23 protein-coding genes are annotated in these 23,545 nt (G+C 54.3%); 12 read left to right on the forward strand and 11 right to left on the reverse strand.

The genetic code is table 11. From position 1 onward, the window contains the following. Positions 1–37: 37 nt before the first annotated feature. On the reverse strand, positions 38–226 hold the full coding sequence (locus C3451_RS11795; RefSeq protein WP_022649261.1) for a general stress protein: 189 nt from the start codon (positions 224–226) through the stop codon (positions 38–40). Positions 227–678: 452 nt separating this feature from the next. On the opposite strand from C3451_RS11795, the gene yjdI reads away from it, so the two are divergent. Both yjdI and C3451_RS11805 read left to right on the forward strand, forming a co-directional pair. Then, positions 679–909: a 4Fe-4S mono-cluster protein YjdI gene (yjdI, locus tag C3451_RS11800; protein ID WP_022649260.1), complete on the forward strand. Its 231-nt coding sequence runs from the start codon at positions 679–681 to the stop codon at positions 907–909. A gap of 10 nt (positions 910–919) precedes the next feature. Beyond that, positions 920–1,192 (forward strand): GNAT family N-acetyltransferase, encoded by a 273-nt coding sequence (locus C3451_RS11805; protein ID WP_006811846.1) that lies wholly within the window; start codon positions 920–922, stop codon positions 1,190–1,192. A 33-nt stretch (positions 1,193–1,225) separates the two neighbouring features. Here C3451_RS11805 and C3451_RS11810 read toward each other — a convergent pair whose 3' ends face one another. Both C3451_RS11810 and C3451_RS11815 read right to left on the reverse strand, forming a co-directional pair. Beyond that, positions 1,226–2,455: an amino acid permease gene (locus C3451_RS11810; RefSeq protein ID WP_045622068.1), complete on the reverse strand. Its 1,230-nt coding sequence runs from the start codon at positions 2,453–2,455 to the stop codon at positions 1,226–1,228. A gap of 116 nt (positions 2,456–2,571) precedes the next feature. Next, a complete protein-coding gene (locus C3451_RS11815) occupies positions 2,572–3,036 on the reverse strand; it encodes a multidrug/biocide efflux PACE transporter (protein WP_022651793.1) in 465 nt (154 codons plus the stop codon). Positions 3,037–3,137: 101 nt separating this feature from the next. On the opposite strand from C3451_RS11815, the gene C3451_RS11820 reads away from it, so the two are divergent. The 3 genes from C3451_RS11820 (at position 3,138) to C3451_RS11830 (ending at position 6,276) form a co-directional block, all read left to right on the forward strand. After that, complete coding sequence (locus C3451_RS11820) at positions 3,138–4,004, forward strand: LysR family transcriptional regulator (RefSeq protein WP_045622069.1); 867 nt, start codon at positions 3,138–3,140, stop codon at positions 4,002–4,004. A 92-nt stretch (positions 4,005–4,096) separates the two neighbouring features. Next, positions 4,097–5,275 (forward strand): acetyl-CoA C-acetyltransferase, encoded by a 1,179-nt coding sequence (locus tag C3451_RS11825; protein ID WP_032626064.1) that lies wholly within the window; start codon positions 4,097–4,099, stop codon positions 5,273–5,275. Between the two features lie 317 nt (positions 5,276–5,592). After that, positions 5,593–6,276 carry an oligogalacturonate-specific porin KdgM family protein gene (locus tag C3451_RS11830; RefSeq protein ID WP_063139185.1) on the forward strand — a complete coding sequence of 228 codons (684 nt, stop codon included), beginning with the start codon at positions 5,593–5,595 and terminating at the stop codon, positions 6,274–6,276. 291 nt (positions 6,277–6,567) lie between these two features. On the opposite strand, the gene C3451_RS11835 is transcribed toward C3451_RS11830, so the two are convergent. Further along, positions 6,568–7,752 (reverse strand): oligogalacturonate lyase family protein, encoded by a 1,185-nt coding sequence (locus tag C3451_RS11835; RefSeq protein WP_045620836.1) that lies wholly within the window; start codon positions 7,750–7,752, stop codon positions 6,568–6,570. A gap of 300 nt (positions 7,753–8,052) precedes the next feature. On the opposite strand from C3451_RS11835, the gene kduI reads away from it, so the two are divergent. The 3 genes from kduI (at position 8,053) to C3451_RS11850 (ending at position 11,442) form a co-directional block, all read left to right on the forward strand. Continuing rightward, positions 8,053–8,889 (forward strand): 5-dehydro-4-deoxy-D-glucuronate isomerase, encoded by an 837-nt coding sequence (kduI, locus tag C3451_RS11840; protein WP_045620837.1) that lies wholly within the window; start codon positions 8,053–8,055, stop codon positions 8,887–8,889. Positions 8,890–8,952: 63 nt separating this feature from the next. Beyond that, a complete protein-coding gene (kduD, locus tag C3451_RS11845; RefSeq protein WP_045620838.1) occupies positions 8,953–9,714 on the forward strand; it encodes a 2-dehydro-3-deoxy-D-gluconate 5-dehydrogenase KduD in 762 nt (253 codons plus the stop codon). A 312-nt stretch (positions 9,715–10,026) separates the two neighbouring features. Further along, positions 10,027–11,442, forward strand: coding sequence for a sugar porter family MFS transporter (locus C3451_RS11850; protein WP_023298523.1), 1,416 nt, complete (start codon positions 10,027–10,029; stop codon positions 11,440–11,442). Between the two features lie 70 nt (positions 11,443–11,512). Here C3451_RS11850 and C3451_RS11855 read toward each other — a convergent pair whose 3' ends face one another. The 4 genes from C3451_RS11855 to C3451_RS11870 are packed head-to-tail and all read right to left on the reverse strand — an operon-like array spanning position 11,513 to position 15,738. Next, a complete protein-coding gene (locus tag C3451_RS11855) occupies positions 11,513–12,799 on the reverse strand; it encodes an ABC transporter substrate-binding protein (protein ID WP_023298522.1) in 1,287 nt (428 codons plus the stop codon). A 13-nt stretch (positions 12,800–12,812) separates the two neighbouring features. Continuing rightward, on the reverse strand, positions 12,813–13,940 hold the full coding sequence (locus tag C3451_RS11860) for an ABC transporter ATP-binding protein (RefSeq protein ID WP_032626059.1): 1,128 nt from the start codon (positions 13,938–13,940) through the stop codon (positions 12,813–12,815). Positions 13,941–13,952: 12 nt separating this feature from the next. Continuing rightward, the gene (locus C3451_RS11865) at positions 13,953–14,855 is read right to left on the reverse strand and encodes a carbohydrate ABC transporter permease (RefSeq protein ID WP_022649251.1); all 903 of its coding nucleotides are present in this window, start codon (positions 14,853–14,855) and stop codon (positions 13,953–13,955) included. Continuing rightward, a complete protein-coding gene (locus C3451_RS11870; RefSeq protein WP_003862825.1) occupies positions 14,848–15,738 on the reverse strand; it encodes a sugar ABC transporter permease in 891 nt (296 codons plus the stop codon). Before C3451_RS11870 ends, C3451_RS11865 begins: the two co-directional genes overlap by 8 nt. A gap of 543 nt (positions 15,739–16,281) precedes the next feature. Between C3451_RS11870 and wzz(fepE) the strand changes: the two genes are divergently transcribed. Next, on the forward strand, positions 16,282–17,418 hold the full coding sequence (gene wzz(fepE), locus C3451_RS11880) for an LPS O-antigen length regulator Wzz(fepE) (RefSeq protein ID WP_023298520.1): 1,137 nt from the start codon (positions 16,282–16,284) through the stop codon (positions 17,416–17,418). 33 nt (positions 17,419–17,451) lie between these two features. Here wzz(fepE) and C3451_RS11885 read toward each other — a convergent pair whose 3' ends face one another. After that, positions 17,452–17,775 carry a cupin domain-containing protein gene (locus C3451_RS11885; protein ID WP_045620839.1) on the reverse strand — a complete coding sequence of 108 codons (324 nt, stop codon included), beginning with the start codon at positions 17,773–17,775 and terminating at the stop codon, positions 17,452–17,454. A gap of 135 nt (positions 17,776–17,910) precedes the next feature. Here C3451_RS11885 and C3451_RS11890 point away from each other — a divergent pair, with 135 nt between their 5' ends. Then, positions 17,911–18,603: an aspartate/glutamate racemase gene (locus C3451_RS11890; protein ID WP_045620840.1), complete on the forward strand. Its 693-nt coding sequence runs from the start codon at positions 17,911–17,913 to the stop codon at positions 18,601–18,603. On the opposite strand, the gene C3451_RS11895 is transcribed toward C3451_RS11890, so the two are convergent. Next, on the reverse strand, positions 18,598–19,524 hold the full coding sequence (locus C3451_RS11895) for a LysR family transcriptional regulator (RefSeq protein ID WP_022649247.1): 927 nt from the start codon (positions 19,522–19,524) through the stop codon (positions 18,598–18,600). The two genes, C3451_RS11890 and C3451_RS11895, sit on opposite strands and share 6 nt — an antisense overlap. A 120-nt stretch (positions 19,525–19,644) precedes the next feature. Between C3451_RS11895 and lysA the strand changes: the two genes are divergently transcribed. Further along, on the forward strand, positions 19,645–20,907 hold the full coding sequence (gene lysA, locus C3451_RS11900; RefSeq protein ID WP_045620841.1) for a diaminopimelate decarboxylase: 1,263 nt from the start codon (positions 19,645–19,647) through the stop codon (positions 20,905–20,907). On the opposite strand, the gene C3451_RS11905 is transcribed toward lysA, so the two are convergent. After that, positions 20,877–21,914 (reverse strand): LacI family DNA-binding transcriptional regulator, encoded by a 1,038-nt coding sequence (locus C3451_RS11905; RefSeq protein ID WP_023298518.1) that lies wholly within the window; start codon positions 21,912–21,914, stop codon positions 20,877–20,879. The two genes, lysA and C3451_RS11905, sit on opposite strands and share 31 nt — an antisense overlap. 299 nt (positions 21,915–22,213) lie before the next feature. Between C3451_RS11905 and C3451_RS11910 the strand changes: the two genes are divergently transcribed. Further along, positions 22,214–23,539, forward strand: coding sequence for a PTS transporter subunit EIIC (locus tag C3451_RS11910; RefSeq protein WP_003862812.1), 1,326 nt, complete (start codon positions 22,214–22,216; stop codon positions 23,537–23,539). Positions 23,540–23,545 lie beyond the last annotated feature (6 nt).

Raw genomic sequence — 23,545 nt, forward strand, 5'->3', positions numbered from 1 at the left:
CATGCTCTCGGTATATTTATAAGAGCTTTAAATAAGATCAGGAGTTATCAGATTTACGGCCCCCGCCGTGACTGTTCTGTCCCCCTTTCTTACCCGCTTCAGATGCGCGTTGCGGATCGTTTTTGAAATTACCGCCGCTGTGCTGGCCGCCTTTACGTCCAGCTTCTGATGCTTTTTCACGGTCTTGCGCGAAATTACCGGAACCACCACGATGTTGCTCTGCCATATATCAACCCTCATGTTGCGTTTATGTCAGGTGATACGATAAGTAATTCGTATCAGTTGTCGTTCAGAAATTAACATTAGTCGTTATGTGAGAAGAGTCAAATTTCCTGCCTGGGTTGTTTTGCGCCATTTCCAGAGATGCGGGGAAAATACCGCTTCGTTACGTTTTTTGAAAATTGGAAGTAAATCCATTGCTTATGGGTAAATAACTTGTGTCGTTAGGATTCCGCTTAGCTAATAATCTTAATATGAACGCGGCGGAAATGATTACAAGAATTGACGTAGCGCAAAAATATATCTTGCCGACCTGAGTCTTTATAATCGGAATAGTCTTAAGCGAGAAGTAAAATAACGAGCCGAAACAGTGTATCCGATCGTCGTTTTTGACGTGGTCAGGCGGATCGGGTGAGGGTATGCTGCATTTGTCACCACAATAATTACAGAGGCAATGTCATGGATCAGGAGCTACTGGATGCAGGGTACCGGGCCTATACCGGTGAGAAAATCGATGTCTACTTCAACACAGGGATCTGCAAACACTCGGGCAACTGCGTACGCGGCAGCGCGGCGCTGTTCGACCTGAAGCGTAAACCTTGGATCGCACCGGATGAAGTGGATGCAGAAACTGTTGCGCGCGTAATTGATACCTGCCCGAGCGGTGCGCTGAAGTACCGCCTAAAATAAGTGAGGAACCATGGATATTCTTGAAGGCCATAACAAGTTTTATGTCAACGACGCCGAAGGCAATCAGGTTGCGGAGATCGTCTTTGTCCCGACCGGCGAGCATCTGAGCATCATCGAGCACACCGATGTGGATCCGAGCCTGAAAGGGCAGGGTGTGGGTAAGCAGCTGGTGGCGAAGGTGGTAGAGAAGATGCGCGGGGAGAACCGTAAAATTATCCCGCTGTGTCCGTTTGCGAAGCATGAGTTTGATAATACGCGGGAGTATGACGATATTCGGGCGTAAAACAGATGCCCGGCATTGCGCCGGGCAGCACACTCAACCGACAAACATCACCGACACACACAGCACACCCACAATCAGCGTCAGCAGGTTACCGATGGAGCGGTACGGTTTTAACGACGGGATCAGGTACGTCGACAGCGTCGGCATGATGAACAGGATCATGGCGATAAGCGGACCGCTGATGGCGTAAATCATCGAGATCGCATTCGGGTTGATGCAGCAGACCGCAAAGGTAATCAGCGACACGCCGAGAATCGAAACCGCGCGGTTAAAGGCGCGACTTTTCTTCACCCCCACCTGATTCAGCGACGATTTCACAATTTCCGTTGCCCCTTCAATCACGCCAAAATAGGTGCCGAGGAACGATTTCGACATCGCTATAATTGCCACGATAATGCCGGAAATGCCCAGCCATGCCGGGGACGAAGGCATCATCGACAGCGCGGACAGGATCGTCACCCCTTCCTCTTTTGCCGCCACGATATAGGACGGTGGAATCGAAAGCAGGCAGCTGAACACAAAGAACAGCACGCTGAGGCAGATGATCAGGTACGCCACTTTCATGATTTTTTTGCATTTACCCATAGCCTCTTCACCGTATTTCTCGCGACGATCTACGGCGAAGGTCGAGATGATCGGGGTATGGCTAAAAGCGAAAACCATCACCGGGATCGATATCCACACCTGGTGCAGCGTATGCTGGTCGAAGGCCATCTGGCTGGTCAGCAGCGACGGCTGCCAGCTGCCCGTCAGATACAGCGAGACAAACAGGAAATAGGCGATCAGCGGAAAGACAAGGAAACCCATCACCTTAATGGTGATGTGCCGCCCCATCAGGAAGATCAGATTCAAAATCAGCACCACGCCAAAACTCACCATCATCCGAACGCTGGTATCCACCGTCATCCGTTTCGCCAGCTGTTCTGTAAGTGAGTTGGTTATCGCCACCGCGTAAATCAGAACCACCACAAAGAAGGCTACGAAATAGAGCGTGGTGATGAGGTTGCCGATCTTTTTGCCGTAGTAATGGGAAACGGCACCGGTGATCCCTTCGTTGCCTTTCGTCTTCGACGACAGAATAAATTGCGCCAGCGCTTTATGCGGCCAGTAGGTTAAGGGATACGCCACAAGGGCGGTGATCAGCAGGACAATCGCGCCAGCAGAGCCGAGCTGAATGGGCAAGAACAGGGTTCCTGCGCCCACGGCAGTGCCGTAGAGGGCGAAACTCCAGAGAGTCTCTTCTTTTGACCAAATTTTCGACATTAGAGCAACGTATCAACTATAAAACGAACAAAAAGGAGTGCAATTTACCATAATTATGCGTTGAGGTCGCCGTTGCTTCGCTGGGGTTGGGCCGGAGAAGGTCTCCGGCCGGAAGGTCATTCGCTTGCCAGGGCGCGACGTTGCTGGCGGCGCTTGATAATTTTCTCCCGCAGGGTGTCATACGCCCAGTTGTAGAGCATGGTGTACGGCAGGAAGAACAGGAAGAAACCAATCTCCAGCGTGAAGGCCTGGAGCAGCGTCACGCCCAGCACGGCGGCAACGATGGTTACGCCAATCACAATAAAGCCGCATTCAAAACCCAGGGCATGCAGGGCGCGCACTTTCGCCGTGCGCTTCACCCGCTGGACGGGCCAGAAACGGTCGAAGCCAAAGTTATAGATAATGTTCCAGAGCATTGCCGTGGTCGCCAGAATAATGGTGAGACCCCCCATTTCAACCACCGAGCGCTGCATTAGCCACGCGGCCGTCGGGGCGAGGATCGCCGTAGCAATGCCTTCAAAACAGACGGCATGGAAGATCCGCTCCGGCAATTTACGTTGGAGTGCATCCTGATGTTGCATATTTACCTCATGTAGACGCCAGTATGGGCGTTGATGCGGCCTATTCTTATCGCTTAAGGTGATATATAAAAGATAGTATCCATCGATAAAGTAGATACATCATGCGTTACTCTCCCGAAGCACTGACCGCGTTTGTTGAAACTGTCGCCGCAGGTTCGTTTTCAGCTGCGGCACGACGGCTGCGTAAAAGCCAGTCCACCATCAGCACCTCCATCGCCAACCTTGAAGCTGACCTTGGCTTTGAGCTGTTTGATCGCTCGGCGCGTCACCCGGTGTTAACCGCCCAGGGTCAACAGGTGCTGGGCTATGTCCAGTCAATCCTCGCCGCCAGCGCGCGCCTTGATGAGCTGGCCGTATCCTTAACAGCGCAAACGGAGGCGCGTTTTACCTTTGTTCTCTCCGATACGCTTAACCCGGCCGTACTGGAAGAGATGATGAGCCAGTTCGACCAGCGTTTTCCGCACACCGAATTTGAGTGCCTGATTGGGGAAGAGGAGGACGTGATCGATCTGCTGCAAAAGGAGCGGGCGCAAATTGGCCTGACGGAAGCACGCGACAGCTACCCGACCGATATTGGCGCGACCCGTCTGCCTATGCAGACGCGGATGGCTATTTACGTTTCTGCCGGACATCCTCTGGCAGGGCAACATGAGACGCAGGCGGACGAGCTGCATGGCTGGCGCGAGCTGCGGCTGAGTACCTATCTTGAACGGGAAGCGCCCCTTGCGCGCGGGCCGGTCTGGTCTGCGCCGAACTACCTGCTGCTGCTAAGCATGGCGGTACAGGGCTTTGGCTGGTGCGCGTTACCCTGCGCGCTGGTCGACGAATTTGCCGCATCGAAATCGCTGGTGCAGCTGAACGTGCCGGGCTGGCCGAGGTCGATTGCCATCGATCTGGTATGGAACAAAAGAACCCCGCCCGGCGTCGCCGGAAGCTGGCTGCGCCAGTACTTGCAGGACGCACGATAATCCTGTGACTAAACTCACTAATTTTAAACATTTGCGTCAATTGTTGATAACAATCCTCTACTATCGTCATGTCATTTTGCACAGAGGTCGTGATGAAAGATGTCGTTATAGTGGGTGCGTTACGTACGGCTATCGGCTGTTTTCAGGGAGCGCTTGCGCGTCACTCTGCGGTTGATCTCGGCAGCGTGGTGGTAAGAGCGCTGGTGGAACGCAGCGGGGTTGCCGCACATGAAATTGATGAGGTGATCCTCGGCCAGGTGCTGACCGCTGGCGCGGGACAAAACCCTGCGCGCCAGGCGGCGCTGAAAGGCGGCCTGCCTAACACCGTTTCGGCGATTACCATCAACGACGTCTGTGGTTCAGGTTTGAAAGCGCTCCATCTTGCGACGCAGGCCATCCAGTGCGGTGAAGCGGACGTGGTCATTGCCGGAGGGCAGGAAAACATGAGCCGCGCCCCGCATGTCCTGACCGACAGCCGGACCGGCGCGCAGCTCGGGAACAGTCAACTGCTTGACAGCCTGGTTCATGACGGGCTGTGGGACGCCTTCAACGACTACCATATGGGCGTAACGGCGGAAAACCTGGCGCGGGAATACGGCATCAGCCGCGAGCTTCAGGATGCGTATGCGCTTAGCTCGCAGCAAAAAGCACGCGCGGCGATCGATTCTGGCCGTTTTCGCGATGAAATTGTCCCGGTCAGTACCCTGCGCCAGAACGGCGAAGCGCTCATCGTTGATACCGACGAGCAGCCGCGCACCGATGCCAGCGCAGAAGGGCTGGCAAAACTCGATCCGGCCTTCGAAACGCTCGGTTCTGTAACGGCAGGTAACGCATCATCCATTAACGACGGTGCGGCGGCGGTGATGATGATGAGTGAAAGCAAAGCCCAGGAGCTGGCGCTGCCGGTGCTGGCGCGCATCAAAGCGTTTGCCAGCGTGGGTGTTGATCCTGCGTTAATGGGGATCGCCCCGGTCTATGCCACGCGCCGCTGTCTTGAGCGGGCGGGCTGGCAGCTGAACGATGTAGATCTGATTGAAGTCAATGAAGCCTTTGCTGCACAGGCGATCTCGGTCGGGAAAATGCTGGAATGGGATCCGCTGCGGGTCAACGTCAACGGCGGTGCGATCGCGCTCGGTCATCCTATTGGCGCTTCCGGCTGCCGCATTCTGGTGTCGCTAGTCCACGAAATGAAAAAGCGTAACGCCCGAAAAGGGATCGCAACGCTCTGCATTGGCGGAGGGCAGGGGGTAGCCCTGGCTATCGAACGGTAATTTCCCCCTCTGCGCACAGAAAGCCTCCCTCGGGAGGTTTTTTTATGTCTACAGAATCCTTTTCTAACACTTCTGCGTTCTTTCTTAATCCCACAATAATTATTGCGCGGTGAATTATTCGCTTTGTGAAGTTCTTAGTGTGATCTCACGCCTGGAATTTATGCGTTATACGCCTTTTTTGTTGATGAGGTTCACGTCGATCTTTGCCAAAAAAAATGAAACAAATAATTTCGATCCTTGTCACTAAAATAACGGTACATAAAAAATAAACTCAAGTTTCATAAAAACGAAACGTTATTTTAATTGAGGGTTTTTTCATGTTTAAGAAATCTCTGCTCCTTGCTTCCCTTATTAGTGCCTCTTTTGCGGCTAGCGCCGTTACCGTCGATCTGCGTCACGAATATATTGACAGCGGCTCGAATGCCGACCGTGTTGCCGTCTCGCACCGCTTTGACAATGGCTTCGGTTTTTCAGTCGAGGCGAAGTGGAAATCAGGCGGGGACAAGGCAGATCAGCCATTCGCGGATGTGGTGGGGAACGGTCACGAAGATCAGATTAGCTGGCGCTGGAAAGCGACAGACAATATCGCCCTGACGCCTGCGTTTACGATTGAAAGCACAGACATTCGTACCATTTATAAACCGAATCTGCATGTGCAATATAGTTTCGATAATGGCTTCTACGTGGCCGCGCGTTACCGTTATGAATATACCCGCTACCCGTCAAGCTCAAATAAGGACGATGATAAAGTTAACCGTGGTGATGCGTGGGTCGGTTGGGTATTAGGTGACTGGCGTACCGAGCTGAACTATGTTTACGCGAAAAGCTCTGAAGGCGTGGCCCGAAATAACAATAAAGATTATTCCAATGAATATAACGCCAAGCTCGCCTACAAATGGGATAAAAACTGGGCACCGTATGTTGAGGTGGGCAACGTGGGGGTTAAAGACACTGACGAACGCCAGACCCGTTTCCGTTTAGGCGTGGCGTACTCCTTCTGATAATCCAGCTTCTTCGCTAAAAACCGCCGGGTGGCGCTTCGCTTACCCGGCCTACACTTTCCTTCCACTCCGTCGTTTCGTATGCCGGATGGCGCTGCGCTTACCCGGCCTACACTTTCCTTCTACTCCGTCGTTTCGTATGCCGGATGGCGATGCGCTTACCCGGCTACACTTTCTCTCCAATCAGTCGTTTCGTAGGCCGGGTAAGCGTTAGCGCCACCCGGCAAAAAGCGCCGCAATCACCCAAAAAAAAGCCCTCCGAATCGGAGGGCAAGGCCAGTTACAGAAACACTAACTCATCCAGGCATGCAACATTTCAGGTTGCTCGGGGAGTTTCGCGATATAGAGGGCTGGTTTGCCGTCTTTATCGGAACTGTACAGCACCGCTTTTTCGTCCGGCGTGAAGGACGGATGCGGGTGGGTTACCTGGCGGCTGTTCGCCACCGTAGCCCAGGAAGTGTCATGACGGGCAATGCGGTAATAGGCTTTCTTCGCCACGTCAAAGGCATACAGATAAGGATCGTTATCAATGGTGTAGCCGCCGGTGTCTTTCACATCGACAGGCGTGCCGGAACCGTCGCCAACCAGCATGGTGCCGTCAACATTGCTCATCAGGTGCGAACAGGCGGGCATGTTCATTACCGCTTCATTCACGCCGGTGTCCGGATTGAAGCGGGAGATGGTGCGCCCTTGCTGACCTTTCAGGTAAGAGACGTAGATCAGCGCGGACCCGTCCGGCACCCAAAATTCATGCGTGCAGCTTTCCCCTTCCGCGTGCGTTTTCACTTTCCGCACGTTGCTGCCATCTTCGTTGACCAGCCACATGCGGGCGTCAACCAGGTCGTGTGGCCCTTCATGACAGAAGGCCACGGTATTGTCATCGAACGGGCGATAAATCGGATGTCCCAGCCAGATCTTCTCGTCATGGATGGTGGTGCTTTCACCCGTTTTTAGATCAACGCGCAGCAGGCGGCAGTGCGGCCCTTTGTGGAAGAAGTCGTGGAAAATTTTCCAGTCGTTGAGTGGCGTCCAGTCACGTCTGGCAATCTCAATACCCACCAGTTTGGTGCAGTCGCTGTTCGCGACCCAGGTGCCGTAGCCAACCCACTCTTCCGGGACGCGGTACACTTCGCGCTCTGCCAGCGTCTGTAAATCCACCTCAAGCAGGGTGCGATCGTTTTTCACATAGTAGAGGGATTGATCGTCCGGAGAGAGGAACCCGCCAAAGGTGTTATCGCCCGCGCCTTCGGTCAACTGCACCGCTTCGGCGTTTTTCAGATCCAGCAGGTAATAGTTCCAGTGACCGTCGAACTCCCCGGCGAACAGCAGGTGGCTGCCATCGTTAAAGAAGCACTTCTGGTAAAAGTAGTTGCGATGACAGGTTACTTCCGGTGGGGTCAGGCGGGTAACTTCCACGCCTGTATCCGGATCGCGGCTGACCTCGTAGTTCAGCTTGACCCGCATACCTTTAGCCATAATGCACTCCTTTGAACGCGTAATGTAGGTTGAAAACTAGGTGTTAAATTATCAAAACATCGTTTCATTATGTGTGACTGACAGCGCAAATTCTCAGTTTCTTTAACCAGATTGAGGGGCTTAAAGATTTATCGTGATCGAAACACCATTTCTGGCATAAACATACAGAAAAAATGAAACGTTGTTTTAAATGTAATTGAAAACCCCATGTACAGGGGATAATATGTGTTCATCACGAAAACGGAACATTGTTTCGTTATTCATCTTTGCCTTCGGGCACGATCAATTCTGGAGGTTTACGTGGACGTCAGACAAAGCATCCACAGTGCGCACGCAAAAACGCTGGATACTCAGGGGCTGCGCAGTCAGTTTTTAGTTGAGCAAGTGTTCGAAGCCGACAAGTACACCATGGTCTACAGCCATATTGACCGCATTATTGTGGGCGGGATTATGCCGGTGGCGAAAACCGTCTCCGTGGGCGGTGAAGTGGGCAAACAGCTGGGCGTGAGCTACTTCCTCGAACGCCGTGAACTGGGCGTGATTAACATTGGCGGGCCGGGCACCATAACCGTCGATGGCCAGTGCTACGAAATTGGTCACCGTGACGCGCTGTACGTCGGAAAAGGCGCGAAAGAAGTGGTGTTCGCCAGCATCGATGGCAGCAAACCGGCGAAGTTCTACTACAACTGCGCCCCGGCTCATACGACTTACCCAACCAAAAAAGTCACGCCAGCGGACGTTGCCCCGGTGACCCTTGGTGACAACCTCACCAGCAACCGCCGCACCATCAATAAATACTTCGTACCGGATGTGCTGGAAACTTGCCAGCTCAGCATGGGGCTGACCGAGCTTGCGCCGGGCAACCTGTGGAACACCATGCCGTGCCATACCCACGAGCGCCGCATGGAAGTCTATTTCTACTTCAACATGGATGAAGATGCCTGCGTGTTCCACATGATGGGACAGCCGCAGGAAACTCGCCATATCGTGATGCACAACGAGCAGGCGGTCATTTCGCCAAGCTGGTCCATCCACTCTGGCGTGGGAACGAAAGCTTATACCTTTATCTGGGGTATGGTCGGTGAAAACCAGGTCTTCGATGACATGGACCACGTCGCTGTTAAGGATCTGCGCTAGTCGCAGGCAGTTAAGCATACATCTGCCTGTTGGTGACAGGCGCTGAACGATTAAGGAACAAACATGATTCTGGATGCATTTTCTCTGCAGGGTAAAGTGGCTGTGGTTTCCGGGTGTGACACCGGGCTGGGGCAGGGTATGGCGTTAGGTCTGGCGGAAGCGGGCTGTGATATCGTCGGGATTAACATCGTAGAGCCAACGGAAACCATCGAGCGCGTCACCGCGCTGGGCCGTCGTTTCCTGAGCCTGACCGCGGACCTGCGCAAAATCGATGCGATCCCTGAACTGCTGGATCGCGCGGTGGCGGAGTTCGGGCATATCGATATTCTGGTCAACAATGCGGGCCTGATTCGCCGTGAAGATGCGATTAACTTCAGCGAAACGGACTGGGACGACGTGATGAACCTGAACATCAAGAGCGTGTTCTTTATGTCCCAGGCGGCTGCGAAGCACTTCATCGCGCAGGGGAAAGGCGGCAAGATCATCAATATTGCCTCCATGCTCTCTTTCCAGGGCGGCATCCGCGTACCGTCTTACACCGCATCGAAGAGCGCCGTGATGGGCGTGACCCGTCTGCTGGCGAACGAGTGGGCGCAGTACAATATCAACGTCAACGCGATTGCGCCGGGCTACATGGCCACCAACAATACCCAGCAGCTGCGTGCTGATGAAGAGCGCAGCGCGGCAATTCTGGAACGTATTCCAGCGGGTCGCTGGGGTCTGCCGAGCGATCTGATGGGCCCGGTTGTGTTCCTGGCTTCTCCGGCTTCGGATTACATTAACGGCTATACCGTCGCCGTTGACGGCGGCTGGCTGGCACGTTAATTCAGCCTTAATAAAGAACCTCTGCCCTCGGGTGGAGGTTTTTTTTGCGCCAAAATTGGCTTTATCCATATCCTTAAAGATGAAAAATCCATACTAAAAAGGAATAAATGACGGGTATCACACATTTATTGCTTAAATATTAACTAATTAATAAAAAATAAGGTTAAACCACCCTGATTTGAAATTGTAATGTCCATCACAGAACGGTATGTCGTAGCGAAATAATCCATATCTTCACCAGTTCCGACCTGACACTTTCTTCCGGTATCTCGTAATTTCACTTAACGAATTTCGCTGTTGAGGCAGGAAACTATGACATCTATAAATGACTCTACCCTTATGCCCGCTGCGCTGCGCGATACCCGACGCATGAACCAGTTTGTTTCTGTTGCGGCCGCCGTAGCCGGTCTACTGTTTGGTCTGGATATCGGCGTTATCGCTGGCGCACTGCCCTTTATTACCGACCACTTTACGTTAAGCAACCGCCTGCAAGAGTGGGTGGTGAGCAGCATGATGCTGGGCGCGGCCATCGGCGCGTTGTTTAACGGCTGGCTGTCGTTCCGTCTCGGGCGCAAATACAGCCTGATGGTTGGGGCGATCCTGTTCGTCGCAGGCTCCATTGGCTCCGCGTTTGCGACAAACATAGAAGTGCTGCTGCTTTCACGCGTGTTGCTTGGCGTAGCGGTGGGTATCGCGTCCTACACCGCGCCGCTTTATCTCTCTGAAATGGCAAGTGAGAACGTGCGCGGGAAGATGATCAGTATGTATCAGCTGATGGTGACGCTCGGTATCGTGCTGGCGTTTCTGTCGGATACGTACTTCAGCTACAGCGGCAACTGGCGGGCAATGCTTGGCGTGCTGGCGCTGCCTGCGCTGCTGCTGATTGTGTTAGTCATTTTCCTGCCGAACAGCCCGCGCTGGCTGGCGCAAAAAGGGCGTCACGTGGAGGCGGAAGAGGTGCTGCGCATGTTGCGCGACACGTCTGAAAAAGCGCGTGAAGAGCTGAACGAAATCCGCGAAAGCCTGAAGCTGAAGCAGGGCGGCTGGTCCCTGTTTAAGGCGAACCGCAACGTGCGCCGCGCAGTGTTCCTCGGCATGCTGTTACAGGCGATGCAGCAGTTTACGGGGATGAACATCATTATGTATTACGCCCCGCGCATTTTTAAAATGGCCGGTTTTACCACCACCGAACAGCAGATGATCGCCACGCTGGTGGTGGGGCTGACCTTTATGTTCGCCACCTTTATCGCGGTGTTCACCGTTGATAAGGCCGGACGTAAACCCGCCCTGAAAATTGGCTTTAGCGTGATGGCGCTCGGCACCTTAATCCTTGGCTACTGCCTGATGCAGTTCGATAACGGCACGGCGTCAAGCGGCCTCTCCTGGCTCTCCGTGGGCATGACCATGATGTGTATCGCCGGTTACGCGATGAGCGCCGCGCCGGTGGTGTGGATCCTGTGCTCTGAAATACAGCCGCTGAAATGCCGCGACTTTGGTATCACCTGTTCCACCACCACCAACTGGGTGTCGAACATGATCATTGGCGCGACCTTCCTGACGCTGCTGGATGCGATTGGCGCGGCAGGCACCTTCTGGCTCTATACGGTGCTGAACGTGGCGTTTATCGGTGTGACCTTCTGGCTGATCCCCGAAACCAAGGGCGTGACACTGGAGCATATTGAACGCAAGCTGATGAGAGGGGAGAAACTACGTAATATCGGCGTGTAATGTAATTGCCCGGTGGCGCTTCGCTTACCGGGCCTACGATACCGTGTAGGCCGGGTAAGCGGCTTAGTGTTTACCGCATCGCACGTCTCAAAATACGCTCCGCCTGACGCTGGAAGTCAGCGGCCGTCTCTTCCACGGTTTTCTGGCCGTAGTCGATATACTGCAAAGAAGTACCGAACTGCGCCACAATCTGTGGGTCGTCAAAGTATGGCGAGACGGTGAGTTTCGCCGGCAGCGACTGCGCCAGACGCAGGCCTGCCACGGAAGGATCGTCCTCTTTAATGGTGCCGTCTTCAGTCAGATACTGCACCGCTACTTTGCTCAGCGGTACGCCACGCTCAAGGCCCAGCGTATCGACCCCTTCTTTGCTGTTGAGCAGGAAATTAATCAGCTTCGCCGCCGCTTCCGGGTTTTTGGTCGACTTACCAATCGACAGCATTTGCGCCGGTTTGAAGAACAGGCCCGCGTCGGTGGCGCCCGGCAGCATTGGGTAGCTGCCCAGCTCCAGTTTCGCCGGTGGCTTCAGGTTGTCGGAATATTTGTTGATGGTGGAGTTCCACATATAGGTGCCGCCCCATTCTCCCTGGATCCACGGCTTCATCTCATACATGTTGCTCTTACCAAATGAGGCATAATATTTGGTGTCCGGCATGACGTGGCTGTCGATCAGCTTTTTGTAGGTCTGGAAGAACTCCACCCACTGTTCCTTTGTGTAGCTGAACTTTTTGGTTTTCTCATCCACCGCAGGAATGTTGTACTTCTGGATCATGTACGAATTCAGCAGCGCCAGCGTATCCTGGTGCTCGAGGATCACCGGGTAGTATTGCTTACCGAGCTTGCTCTCGAAGGTTTTACCGGCCGCCATCAGCTCGTCCCAGGTTTTCGGGTACGCAATACCCGCTTTTTTCCAGGTTTCGTCATTGAAGTAGAACACCCGCGCCGTCACCGAGATCGGAATGCCGTTCAGCTTGCCATCCACGGTGGTGGTTTGCAGCTCTTTGGGATCGAACTGCGACAGGTCGATCACCTCCTTCAACTTGTTCAGATCGTAGAAGCCGTCACCGGTTTTGGAGAAGATCGGCAGCCAGTTCCAGTTCGTCTGCATTACGTCTGGCTCGGTTCCACCCGCAATCTGGGTGGTCAGACGGGAGAGGTGACCGTCCCAGCCGGTGTATTCCGCTTTCACGTTGATGTCCGGGTTCTGCTTATGGAACTCCTCCAGCGCTTTCAGGGTGACCTGGTGACGGCCGTTGCCGCCCCACCAGGACATCCGTAAATCCACATTCTGCGCCATCGATGGCAAAGCGGTAAGGCCCAGGGTCGCGGAGATAGCTGCGCTTAAAAGCACTTTTTTCATTTTTATCACTCCATCAGAGAGAGAGGTTCTGTTCAGTTTTTGCGTCAAAAATATGACACTTATTCATATCAAACGTGAAATACACCTTACGATGAAGTCCCTTATCAATCATTGGTTTAGCTTCATCGGACGGGATTCTGGCGGTCAGTTCGTAGTCCGCGACCTTCAGGTACACAAAGAATTCGTGGCCCATGTTCTCAACGCGCACCATCTCCCCACTACAGCCGCCGTTCGGGAAGGGCTCATCAGAGAGCGACACAAATTCCGGGCGCACGCCGAAGAAGATCTCCTTACCCGCGTAAGCGGCGACTTTCTCCTGCTTCTCCGCGTTCAGCGGCATGCTTTCATCACCAATGGCGATGTGCAGCTGTCCCGCTTTTTCGACCAGCACGCTTTTGCGTATATTCATCTCCGGCGCGCCGATAAAGCCCGCTACGAACATGTTCTTCGGCTTGTGGTAGAGATTGTCCGGCGTATCCACCTGCATGATATGGCCGAGCTTCATCACGCAGATGCGGTCGCCCATGGTCATCGCTTCGGTCTGGTCGTGGGTCACGTAAACGGTGGTGGCCGGTTTTCCGGATTTCTTCAGCTGCTTGTGCAGGTCGGAAATACGGATACGCATCGAGGCGCGCAGTTTGGCGTCGAGGTTTGAAAGCGGCTCATCGAACAGGAACACATCCGGCTTTTTCACAATCGCACGGCCTACCGCCACGCGCTGCGCCTGGCCGCCGGAAAGCTGGCGCGGCAGGCGGTCGAGCAGCTCTTCAAGCTCAAGAATTTTGGCGGCTTCATTCACCTGGGACTCAATCTGATCTTTCGGCAACTTGCTCAGCTTGAGGCCAAAGGCCAGATTCTCGCGCACCGTCATGTGTGGATAGAGGGCGTAGTTCTGGAACACCATCGCAATCCCGCGCTCTTTCGGCGCGAGGTTGTTCACGATCTTGTCGCCGATACGCACCTCGCCGCCGCTGATGGTTTCCAGTCCCGCCAGCATGCGCAGAGTAGTGGATTTGGCGCAGCCGGATGGTCCGACGATCACCATGAATTCCCCTTCGGCGATTTTAAGATCGATAGCGTGTACCGCTTTAAAACCGTTGGAGTAGACCTTTTCCAGCTTGTTGAAAATAACTTCAGCCATGGTATTTCCCTCTTAACCTTTAATTCCGCTGCTGGTGACGCCCTGTACGAAGTAGCGCTGTGCCAGGAAGAAGACAATGATGGATGGCAGAATGGAGATGCTCGCCATTGCCAGAATTTCGTTCCACGGCGCCCCTTCGGTGACGTCGATGGACATTTTCAGCGCCAGTGCAATCGGGTATTTATCCACGCTGTAGACATAAATCAGCGGCCCGATAAAGTCGTTCATAGACCACATGAACTGGAACAGGGCGACGGAGATAATGGCCGGTTTAAGGATCGGCACAACCACGTACCACAGCACCTGAAGGGAGTTACAGCCGTCAATCTGCGCCGCCTCTTCCATGTCACGCGGGACGCCGCGCAGGAACTGGATCAGCATGAAGACGAAGAACCCCTGGGTGGCGAAGGCCAGCGGCAGGTACAGCGGCATATAGCTGTTCAGCATGCCCATCTCACGGAACATCAGGTACTGCGGGATCAGCAGCACGGTGCTTGGCAGCAGCATGGTGGTAATGAGCGTGGCGAACCAGAACTTCTTCCACGGGATCTCGAAGCGGGCAAAGCCATACGCCACGATGGTGGAGGAGATAATGGTCAGGATCACTTTCGGGATCACATACTTAAAGGTGTTCAGCATGTAGTGGCCGAAGTTGTACTCGGTGCCGGTTTTCCAGCCGTTGATGAAGCCGTCCCAGGTGGCATGGGCAGGCCACAGGCTCAGGGTGGTGAAGATCTCGTGGTTCGGTTTGAACGACGCGGAGAACATCCACACCAGCGGGTAAAGCATCAGCAGGCCGACAAACAGCAGGATCGCATAGCGAACGGTGGCGTTGATTTTCTCTCTGCGCAGCGTGCGGGCTACTTCGCGTTCGGCGATGCTTCTTGCCGTGGAGAGTTGTTGAATATCAGCCATTTTTGCCTCCTTTATCGGCGGAGTAGAACACCCAGTATTTCGACGACTTAAAGGCGATACCGGCGAAGACGGCCACCACCAGGAACAGGATCCACGCCAGCGCCGCGCCATAACCCATATCGAAATACTTAAACGCGGTGTCGTAGATGTAGAGCGAGAACAGGTAGGTCGAATAGGTCGGCCCGCCGCCGGTGATCACGTACGGCCCGGTAAATTCCTGGAACGCCTGCGTGGTCTGCATGATGAAGTTGAAGAAGATCACCGGCGTAATCAGCGGCACGGTCACCTTCATGAACATCTGCCATTTCGATGCGCCATCGATCATCGCCGCTTCATACTGGGACTGCGGTACGTTTTGCAGCGCGGCCAGGAAGATGACCATCGCGGAACCGAACTGCCAGACGCGCAGCAGGGTAACGGACATTAGTGCCAGTGACGGTTCACCCAGCCAGTTCACCGGGTCAAAACCAAATACGCCGATAAAGCTGTTCAGCAGGCCATCGATGGCAAATAAGGCGCGCCACAATACGGCAATGGCGACGGAACTGCCGAGGATCGACGGAATATAGTAGGCAGTACGGAAAAATCCGATGCCGCGTAATTTAAAGTTCAGGACAAAGGCAATCCCTAATGCGAAGGCGAGCTTTAACGGAATGGTTAAAAATACGTATGCAAAGGTCACGCCCATTGATTTCCAGAAGAGCGTGTCTTCGGTAAACATGTAGCGATAGTTTTCGATGCCGTTAAACACCGGCGGACTCATCAAATCGTAATCCGTAAAGCTGAGGAAAAATGATGAGACGAAGGGGAATGCCGTAAAGAGTATCAACCCGATGATGTAGGGTGATATCCATGCGAGCCCCAGCAGCTTGTTTTCATTCATACATACCTACCTGGCGATCAATGGTTTAAAACGGAATCTGCTTTGTTACATCTTCCCAGGCCAGCATCGCGCGGCATGAGAGCTGAGTTTTAGGGTGCAATATCTGGCGTCGGCTAAATATAAAATTGTTTTTTAACGCTTTTTTGCCTTCCTCTTTGCGCTAAATGCGTTGGGTTTCAAAAGAGCTGAACCGCCGTTCTTGGATACTAAAACATCGTTTTATTTTATATTATTGCGATTTATTTCTGCGTCATTCGCTTAATGATGGAAATGTGATCAGCGTCGAAACGCTGTTTCAATATAGTGAGGGAGGTGGCATTTTTGCCTTTTCACGGACGTTCGTCGGGGCTGCGAGGAGGCGATACGAAGCACAAGTGGAAACGGGAAAAACAATAGTCACGCAGCGTGGCTAACTACCAGATCTGATAGCAGGTCTACAGATGTACCAATTCGGCATTCAGATAATTCTTACATTCTTGTATGATTTCTCAAACCGGAACCAGTCAGGCAGAATTTCACTGCATCCTTAAAAGAAGAACAGTTATGTCAGCAATGGATTTCAAACAACATACGGATCTCAACTTTCCTCACTATGCTCCCCCGGCGGTCAGCGCTAAAGAAATAGATCTCCTGGGTCTGCTGGACGTCCTGCTGGCAGCAAAAAAACGCATCATTACCATTGTGTTTGCATTTGCACTGGTCGGCCTGGCAATCGCCTTCCTGATACCGCAAAAATGGACCAGTAAAGCGGTCATTACGCCAGCGGAACAGACGCAGTGGAGTTCGCTGCGCCAGATGATGGTGACGCTGCAGGTGCTTGATGTGGACGTTAAAGTTACCCGTGCGGATGTATTTAATCTGTTTATCAAAAAGTTTCAGTCTCAGTCCCTGCTTGAAGAGTACATGAAGAGCTCTCCTTACGTGATGGCTCAGCTCGATGGCGCCGAGGTTGACCCGCTGGAGCTGCACCGCGCGGTGGTCAATATCGCCGAAAAGATGAAGGCTATTGATAACACCCAGGAAAAAAATGCTGATAAAGCACCGTATCTCTCCTGGACGTTAAGCTTCACTGCCCCAACGGCAGAGGACGCGCAGAAAGTGTTGAATGGTTACATTCAGTACATTTCCCGCATTGTCGAGCAGGAGACCATGCAAAACATCCGCGATCAGCTGATCCTGAGAACCAAAACGGTTCAGCAGCAGCTGGAGCTGGATCGGGTTCGACTGACCAATATCCACAATACCAACCTGCAACGCCTTAACTACTCGCTGGAAGTGGCGAACGCGGCAGGGATCAAAAAGCCGGTTTACAGTAACGGACAGGCGGTGAAAGACGATCCGGATTACTCCGTCGCGCTCGGCGCGGACGGGATTGCGCAGAAATTGCAGATTGAAAAAAATCTGAAGGATGTTTCTGAGCTGAACGCCGATTTCCAGAACCGCGAATACTATCTGGCGCAGCTGCAAAAACTCTCCTTCGAAGACGTGAGCCTGGAGCCGTTCAAATACCAGCTCTCTCCTTCTATGCCGGTGAAAAAAGATGGCCCGGGCAAAGCACTGATCGTGCTGCTGGCGGGTATTCTGGGTGGGCTGTTCGCCTGTGGCAGCGTGCTGCTGCGCGAAGCAATGCGCTCCCGCAACCCGCTGCCGGAACAACTTCCTGAGCCGGTTACGGAATAACATGAAAAAAGGCGCTCTGATGAGCGCCTTTTTTTATTTCAGGAAATCCTCGCGTACCGGCGTAAAGGTATCCAGCAAGGTGCCGGGTTTGAGGCAAACGCAGCCGTGCATCACGTGCGGCTTTTTATAGAGAGTGTCGCCCGCCGTCACCACATGCTTTTCCTCGCCAATGGTGAACTCAAATTCCCCCGAGAGAACGTAGGTGAGCTGCTCATGCGGGTGGTTATGCAGCGGGCCAATCGCACCTTGCTCGAAATTCACTTCCACCGCCATCATCCTGCCATCGTGCGCCAGAATACGACGCGTCACGCCGTTGCCCAAATCGTCAAGCGTGGTCTCTTTATGGAAAATAAACATATTTTCGCCCTGTTATGTAATGAAACATTGTTTCATTTAACTTATCTCAGCCGCAGCGAAAAGAAAACGTTTAGCCAAATAAGTGGAAAGGCGATCACAAGTTTGCTTCACTGGGTGAAACGTACAGGAGGAAAGATGAAAACGATCGGTCTGTTAGGGGGCATGAGCTGGGAATCAACGATCCCGTACTACCGCCTGATTAATGAAGGCGTCAAACAGCGTCTGGGCGGTCTGCATTCGGCCAGCCTGCTGCTGCACAGTGTGGATTTCCATGAAATAGAAGCCTGCCAGTCGAGCGGGGAGTGGGACAAAGCCGGGCAAATGCTGGCAGACGCCGCACTTGGCCTGGAGCGTGCGGGCGCGCAGGGTATTCTGCTGTGTACCAACACCATGCATAAGGTGGCGTCGCATATTGAAGACCGCTGTTCGCTGCCGTTCATACATATCGCGGATGCCACCGGGCGTGCCATACGTGCCGCCGGCATGACGCGCGTGGCGCTGCTGGGGACGCGCTACACCATGGAGCAGGATTTTTACCGCGGGCGGCTGAGTAGCCAGTTCGGGATTGAAAGCCTGATCCCGGAGGAGGCAGACCGGGCGCGCATTAACCAGATTATTTTTGATGAACTGTGCCTCGGCACCTTCAGCGAAGCTTCGCGCGCCTGGTACGTCAGCGTGATTGAGAAACTGGCGCAGCAGGGGGCGGAAGGAGTCATCTTCGGCTGTACCGAAATTGGCCTGCTGGTGCCGGCAGACCAAAGCCCGATACCGGTCTTTGATACCGCCGCCATCCATGCCGCGGATGCGGTGGAGTTTATGCTGTCATAAAGGTTTTTGCAGGTCAGGTAAGCGAAGCGCCACCTGACGCGCGTGCGCAATCAGGTGTTCACTAAAGGCATCAACCAGCGCTGAGGCGGGCCGGTGCAGCGGGCGGATCAGGCTTACGGTAAAGGGAACGGAAACGCTAAAACGGCGCAGAACCACGCCGCTGCTGGCGTAGTCCATAGCCGTGAGCGGGTTCACCACCGAAATACCCACGCCCGCGCGCACCATCGCGCAAATTGATGCCGCACTGTGCGTTTCCATCACCATCCGCCGCTTCACCTGATGTTCGGCAAACAGGCCATCCAGAAGCTGCCGGTAGCTGTCGGTCTGCGACAGGCTGATATAGTTCTCACCGTGAAAATCTGCCGGGGTCAGAACTGCTTTGAAAGCAAGCGGGTGGCTGGCAGGCAGCACGCAGACCTCATCCAGCGAGAGCAGCTCCGTGCGTTCCGTTCCCGCTGGCGTGACGAGGGTTTCGGTCAGACCCAGATCGTGGCGCTGGGCCGAAAGCCACTCCTCCAGCAGCGGCGACTCCTGCGGCACGATGGTCAGGCTGACCTCCGGATAGCGGGCCAGAAACGGCTGTAGCAGTACCGGCAGGAATGACTGAGAAAAGACCGGCAGGCAGACGATGGACAGCTCGCCCTGGCGAAACTCCCTCAGGCTCTCCGCCGCGCTCACGATCCTGTCCAGCCCGTACCAGGAGCGCTGAACCTCCTCAAAAAGACGTAAACCCTGCACCGTTGGATGCAGCCTGCCGCGGGTGCGTTCAAACAGCTTCAGCCCCAGCACTTTTTCAAAACGCGCCAGCTCGCGGCTGACCGTCGGCTGCGAGGTGTGCAGCATCTGCGCGGCTTCAGTGAGATTGCCGGTGGTCATCACCGCATGAAAAATCTCGATATGGCGTAGGTTAACGGCGGGCATAGGGCACCTGATGGCTGAGCGTGGTCCATATCATTTTTGCATAGACTCACGATAAAACGATATTTTTTATTCTCTTCAGGCTGTGGCGTAATGATAAAAAACAGAATACCGGAGACGACCATGCCACGCCCGCTCAACCAGACCGAAACCGATTTAAACGCCGATAACCTGCTGCGCCTGCCTGCCGAATTCGGCTGTCCGGTGTGGGTCTACGATGCGCAGATTGTTCGCGAGAAAATCGCCGCGCTGCATCAGTTTGACGTGGTGCGTTTTGCGCAGAAGGCCTGCTCCAATATTCATATTCTGCGCATGATGCTCGAGCAGGGCGTGAAGGTTGACTCCGTATCGCTGGGTGAAATCGAACGTGCGCTGGCGGCCGGGTTTGATCCGAAAGCCGACAGCGACGCGATCGTCTTCACCGCTGACCTGATAGACGACGCCACGCTGGCGCGCGTGCATGAGCTGCAAATCCCGGTCAATGCCGGTTCGGTGGATATGCTGGAACAGCTTGGGCAGGTCTCTCCTGGCCATCGCGTCTGGCTGCGCATCAACCCGGGCTTTGGTCACGGTCACAGTCAGAAAACCAATACCGGGGGCGAAAACAGCAAGCACGGGATCTGGTATGCCGATATGCCTGCGGCGCTGGAGGTTTTACAACGCTACAACCTCAAGCTGGTGGGCATTCACATGCATATCGGGTCCGGCGTGGATTACGGCCATCTTGAGCAGGTTTGTGGCGCGATGGTGCGTCAGGTTATCGATTTTGGTCAGGATCTGGAGGCGATCTCCGCCGGGGGAGGGCTTTCGATCCCTTACCGCGAAGGGGAGGAGGCGATCGACACGGATCACTATTACGGCCTGTGGAGCGCCGCGCGTGACAGCATCGCCGCTCATCTGGGCCATGCGGTGAAGCTGGAGATTGAGCCGGGTCGTTTCCTGGTCGCCGAAGCTGGCGTGCTGGTGGCGCAGGTGCGGAGCGTGAAGGAGATGGGAAGCCGTCACTTTGTGCTGATTGATGCTGGCTTCAACGACCTGATGCGCCCGTCCATGTACGGCAGCTATCATCACATCACCGCGCTTGCCGCCGATGGCCGCGAGCTGGTCAACGCCCCGCGCATCGAGACCGTTGTTGCCGGCCCGCTGTGTGAATCCGGTGACGTCTTTACTCAGCAGGAAGGCGGGAAAGTCGAAACCCGTTCGCTGCCAGAGGTAAAACCGGGAGATTATCTGGTGCTGCATGATACCGGTGCGTACGGGGCGTCTATGTCTTCGAACTATAATAGCCGTCCGCTGCTGCCGGAAGTGCTGTTTGATAACGGCGTGGCGCGGCTGATTCGCCGTCGCCAGACCATTCAGGAGCTGCTGGCGTTAGAGCTGGTCTGATTAAACCAGGGGCCTGTTGTCACGGAATCGCGTAATACCAGCGTGCCGGTGAACGGTGGGATCGCTTCAACCGGCTGGTTTTTTGCCAGCCGGATCGCCTGGTCGATCGCCGTGACGATCATGTTGTCGATCGGCAAATACACCGACGACAGGGCAGGCTCCAGCCACTTTGCGCTGGGGGCATCGTCAAAACCAAACAGCGAAATATCCTGCGGGATCTTCAGCCCGGCCTGGTGTAATGCTTTGGAGGCGCCCAGGGCCATGTCATCGTTACAGGCAAACAGGGCGCTGAACGATGTCTTTTCCGCAATCAGCTCCTTGCACAACTCGTAACCCCGCGTCATGCCTGCATCGCCGTATTTAATCCGCCGCTCGTCAAGACGAATACCGTGCTTCTCCAGCGCCTTACGGTAGCCCATCAGCCGCGCTTTACCCGTTGGGGTGTGGATCGGGACGGTGATACAGGCGATCTCCCGATGGCCCTGGCTTATCAGGTAATCCACCGCTTTGAAGGCTGCGTCCTGCTGTTCAAAGAAGACGCAGCGATCCGCCGCCTGGCTCACTTCGCGGTTAATGATCACCAGCGGCGTCTGCACGCTGTTGATCAGCTTCAGGATCGTCTTTTCGCTCATGTAACGCGTGTACAGCACGATGGCGTCGCACTTGCGGTCGGCGAGCATCTGCACCGCCAGTTCTTCCTGTTCAGGGGCATCGTGACCGTCGGTAACAATCAGCTGTTTACCGTGCGTTTCGGTCTGCCGTGACGCCTGCTGTAGCAAACGACCAAAGTAAAATCCGTCGAACGTCGAGACGACCAGACCGATGCTGTTGCTGGTCTGGTTAGCCAGCGAGCGCGCGAGAAAGTTCGGACGATAGCCCAGCTCCTCCATCGCGCGAAATACCTGCTGGCGCGTGCTCTCTTTAACCTGACCTGTGCCGTTCAGCACGCGCGAAACGGTGGCCTTCGACACGCCCGCACGCAGTGAGACATCCAGCATTGTTGCCATTCGAAATTCCTGTTTCCACGTAATGGTTTGCAGTTTAACACAGACCATCCGGCGCATAAGCGACGTGGGAAGGACAAAACCCCATAACGATCACGCTTTTCAGTAACGATCCTCGCCCGCGGAATAAATGCCTGCCATTGGTATACCAAAATGGTGATAAATCATAATCTGGAATACCTCTAACGGCGTTGGGAGCTTAATCACAGAACAAATCGCCTGTGGACGCTATTTTTGGCATACCAATAGTATCCGGCTGTACACCTTATTCAATAAAAGCCCTTTTACTGAGGTATTACCCTATGGCATTTCAGGAAAAACTGATCGACGCTCTGGGCAGTTTTGCCACTACCTTCAACAGCTATCGCTATATCCAGGCGATCAAGTCTGCGTTTATTACCTTAATGCCAGTCATCATAGTGGGGGCGTTCTCGGTATTGATCTCCAATATGGTGCTGGATCCGAAAAACGGTCTGGCGAGCTTTCAGTCGCTGTCGTTTCTCGCGGCCTTAAAGCCGATCACCAGCGCGCTCAACTATGCCACGCTGAACTTTCTCAACATCGGCGCGGTGTTTTTAATCGGCATTGAGCTGGGGCGTATTAACGGCATTAAGTCCCTGTTCCCCGGCCTGCTGGCGGTGATCTGCTTTATCTGCGTGACGCCGACCACGGTGGAAATGCTGGTGGACGGTGAGATGCACGTGGTGAAAGATGTGCTGCTGCGCCAGTTCTCAGATACCCGCAGCCTGTTCCTCGGTATGTTTATCGCCATCCTGTCGGTGGAGATCTACTGCTGGCTGGAAAACCGCAAGGGGCTGAAAATCAGGATGCCGGACACGGTGCCGCCGAACGTTGCCGCGTCGTTCTCTGCGCTGATCCCGGCCATTATCACCACCACCGCCATCGCCACCTTTGGCTTCGTGTTTCATCAGATTACCGGCATGTATCTCTACGACGCGGTATACCAGGTGGTGCAACAGCCGCTGGAGCGCGTGGTGCAAAGCCTGCCGGGGATCCTTCTGCTGATGTTTGTCGCCCAGCTGTTCTGGGTGATTGGTATTCACGGCAACCAGATGATCAAGCCGATCCGCGAGCCGCTGCTGCTGGGGGCAATCACCGTTAACATGAGCGCGTTCGAGCAGGGCAAAGAGGTGCCAAACATCATCACCATGCCGTTCTGGGACGTCTATATGAGCATCGGCGGCTCCGGCCTGACCATCGGCCTGCTGATAGCCGTCATGATTGCCACCAAACGTAAAGAGATGAAGGAGATAGCCAAGCTCTCCATCGGGCCGGGTATTTTTAATATCAATGAGCCGGTGATCTTCGGTATGCCAATCATGCTCAACCCGATCCTGGCTATCCCCTTCATCATCACGCCGCTGGTGACGGGCTCGATTGGCTACTTTGCCACCGTGACCGGATTTGCCGGGAAAGCCGTGGTGATGGTGCCCTGGACCACGCCGCCGCTGATCAACGCCTGGCTGTCAACGGCGGGCTCCATGGGGGCGGTGATCACCCAGTTTATCTGCATCGTGACCGCGGTGATTATCTATCTGCCGTTTGTGAAAATTGCTTCACGCCGCGCAGAGCAGGCCGCACTGCAACAAGCCACCGATAACGCATGAGGATAC

This window comes from Enterobacter sp. 301B (genome assembly GCF_003850715.1).
Lineage (GTDB): Bacteria > Pseudomonadota > Gammaproteobacteria > Enterobacterales > Enterobacteriaceae > Enterobacter > Enterobacter intestinihominis.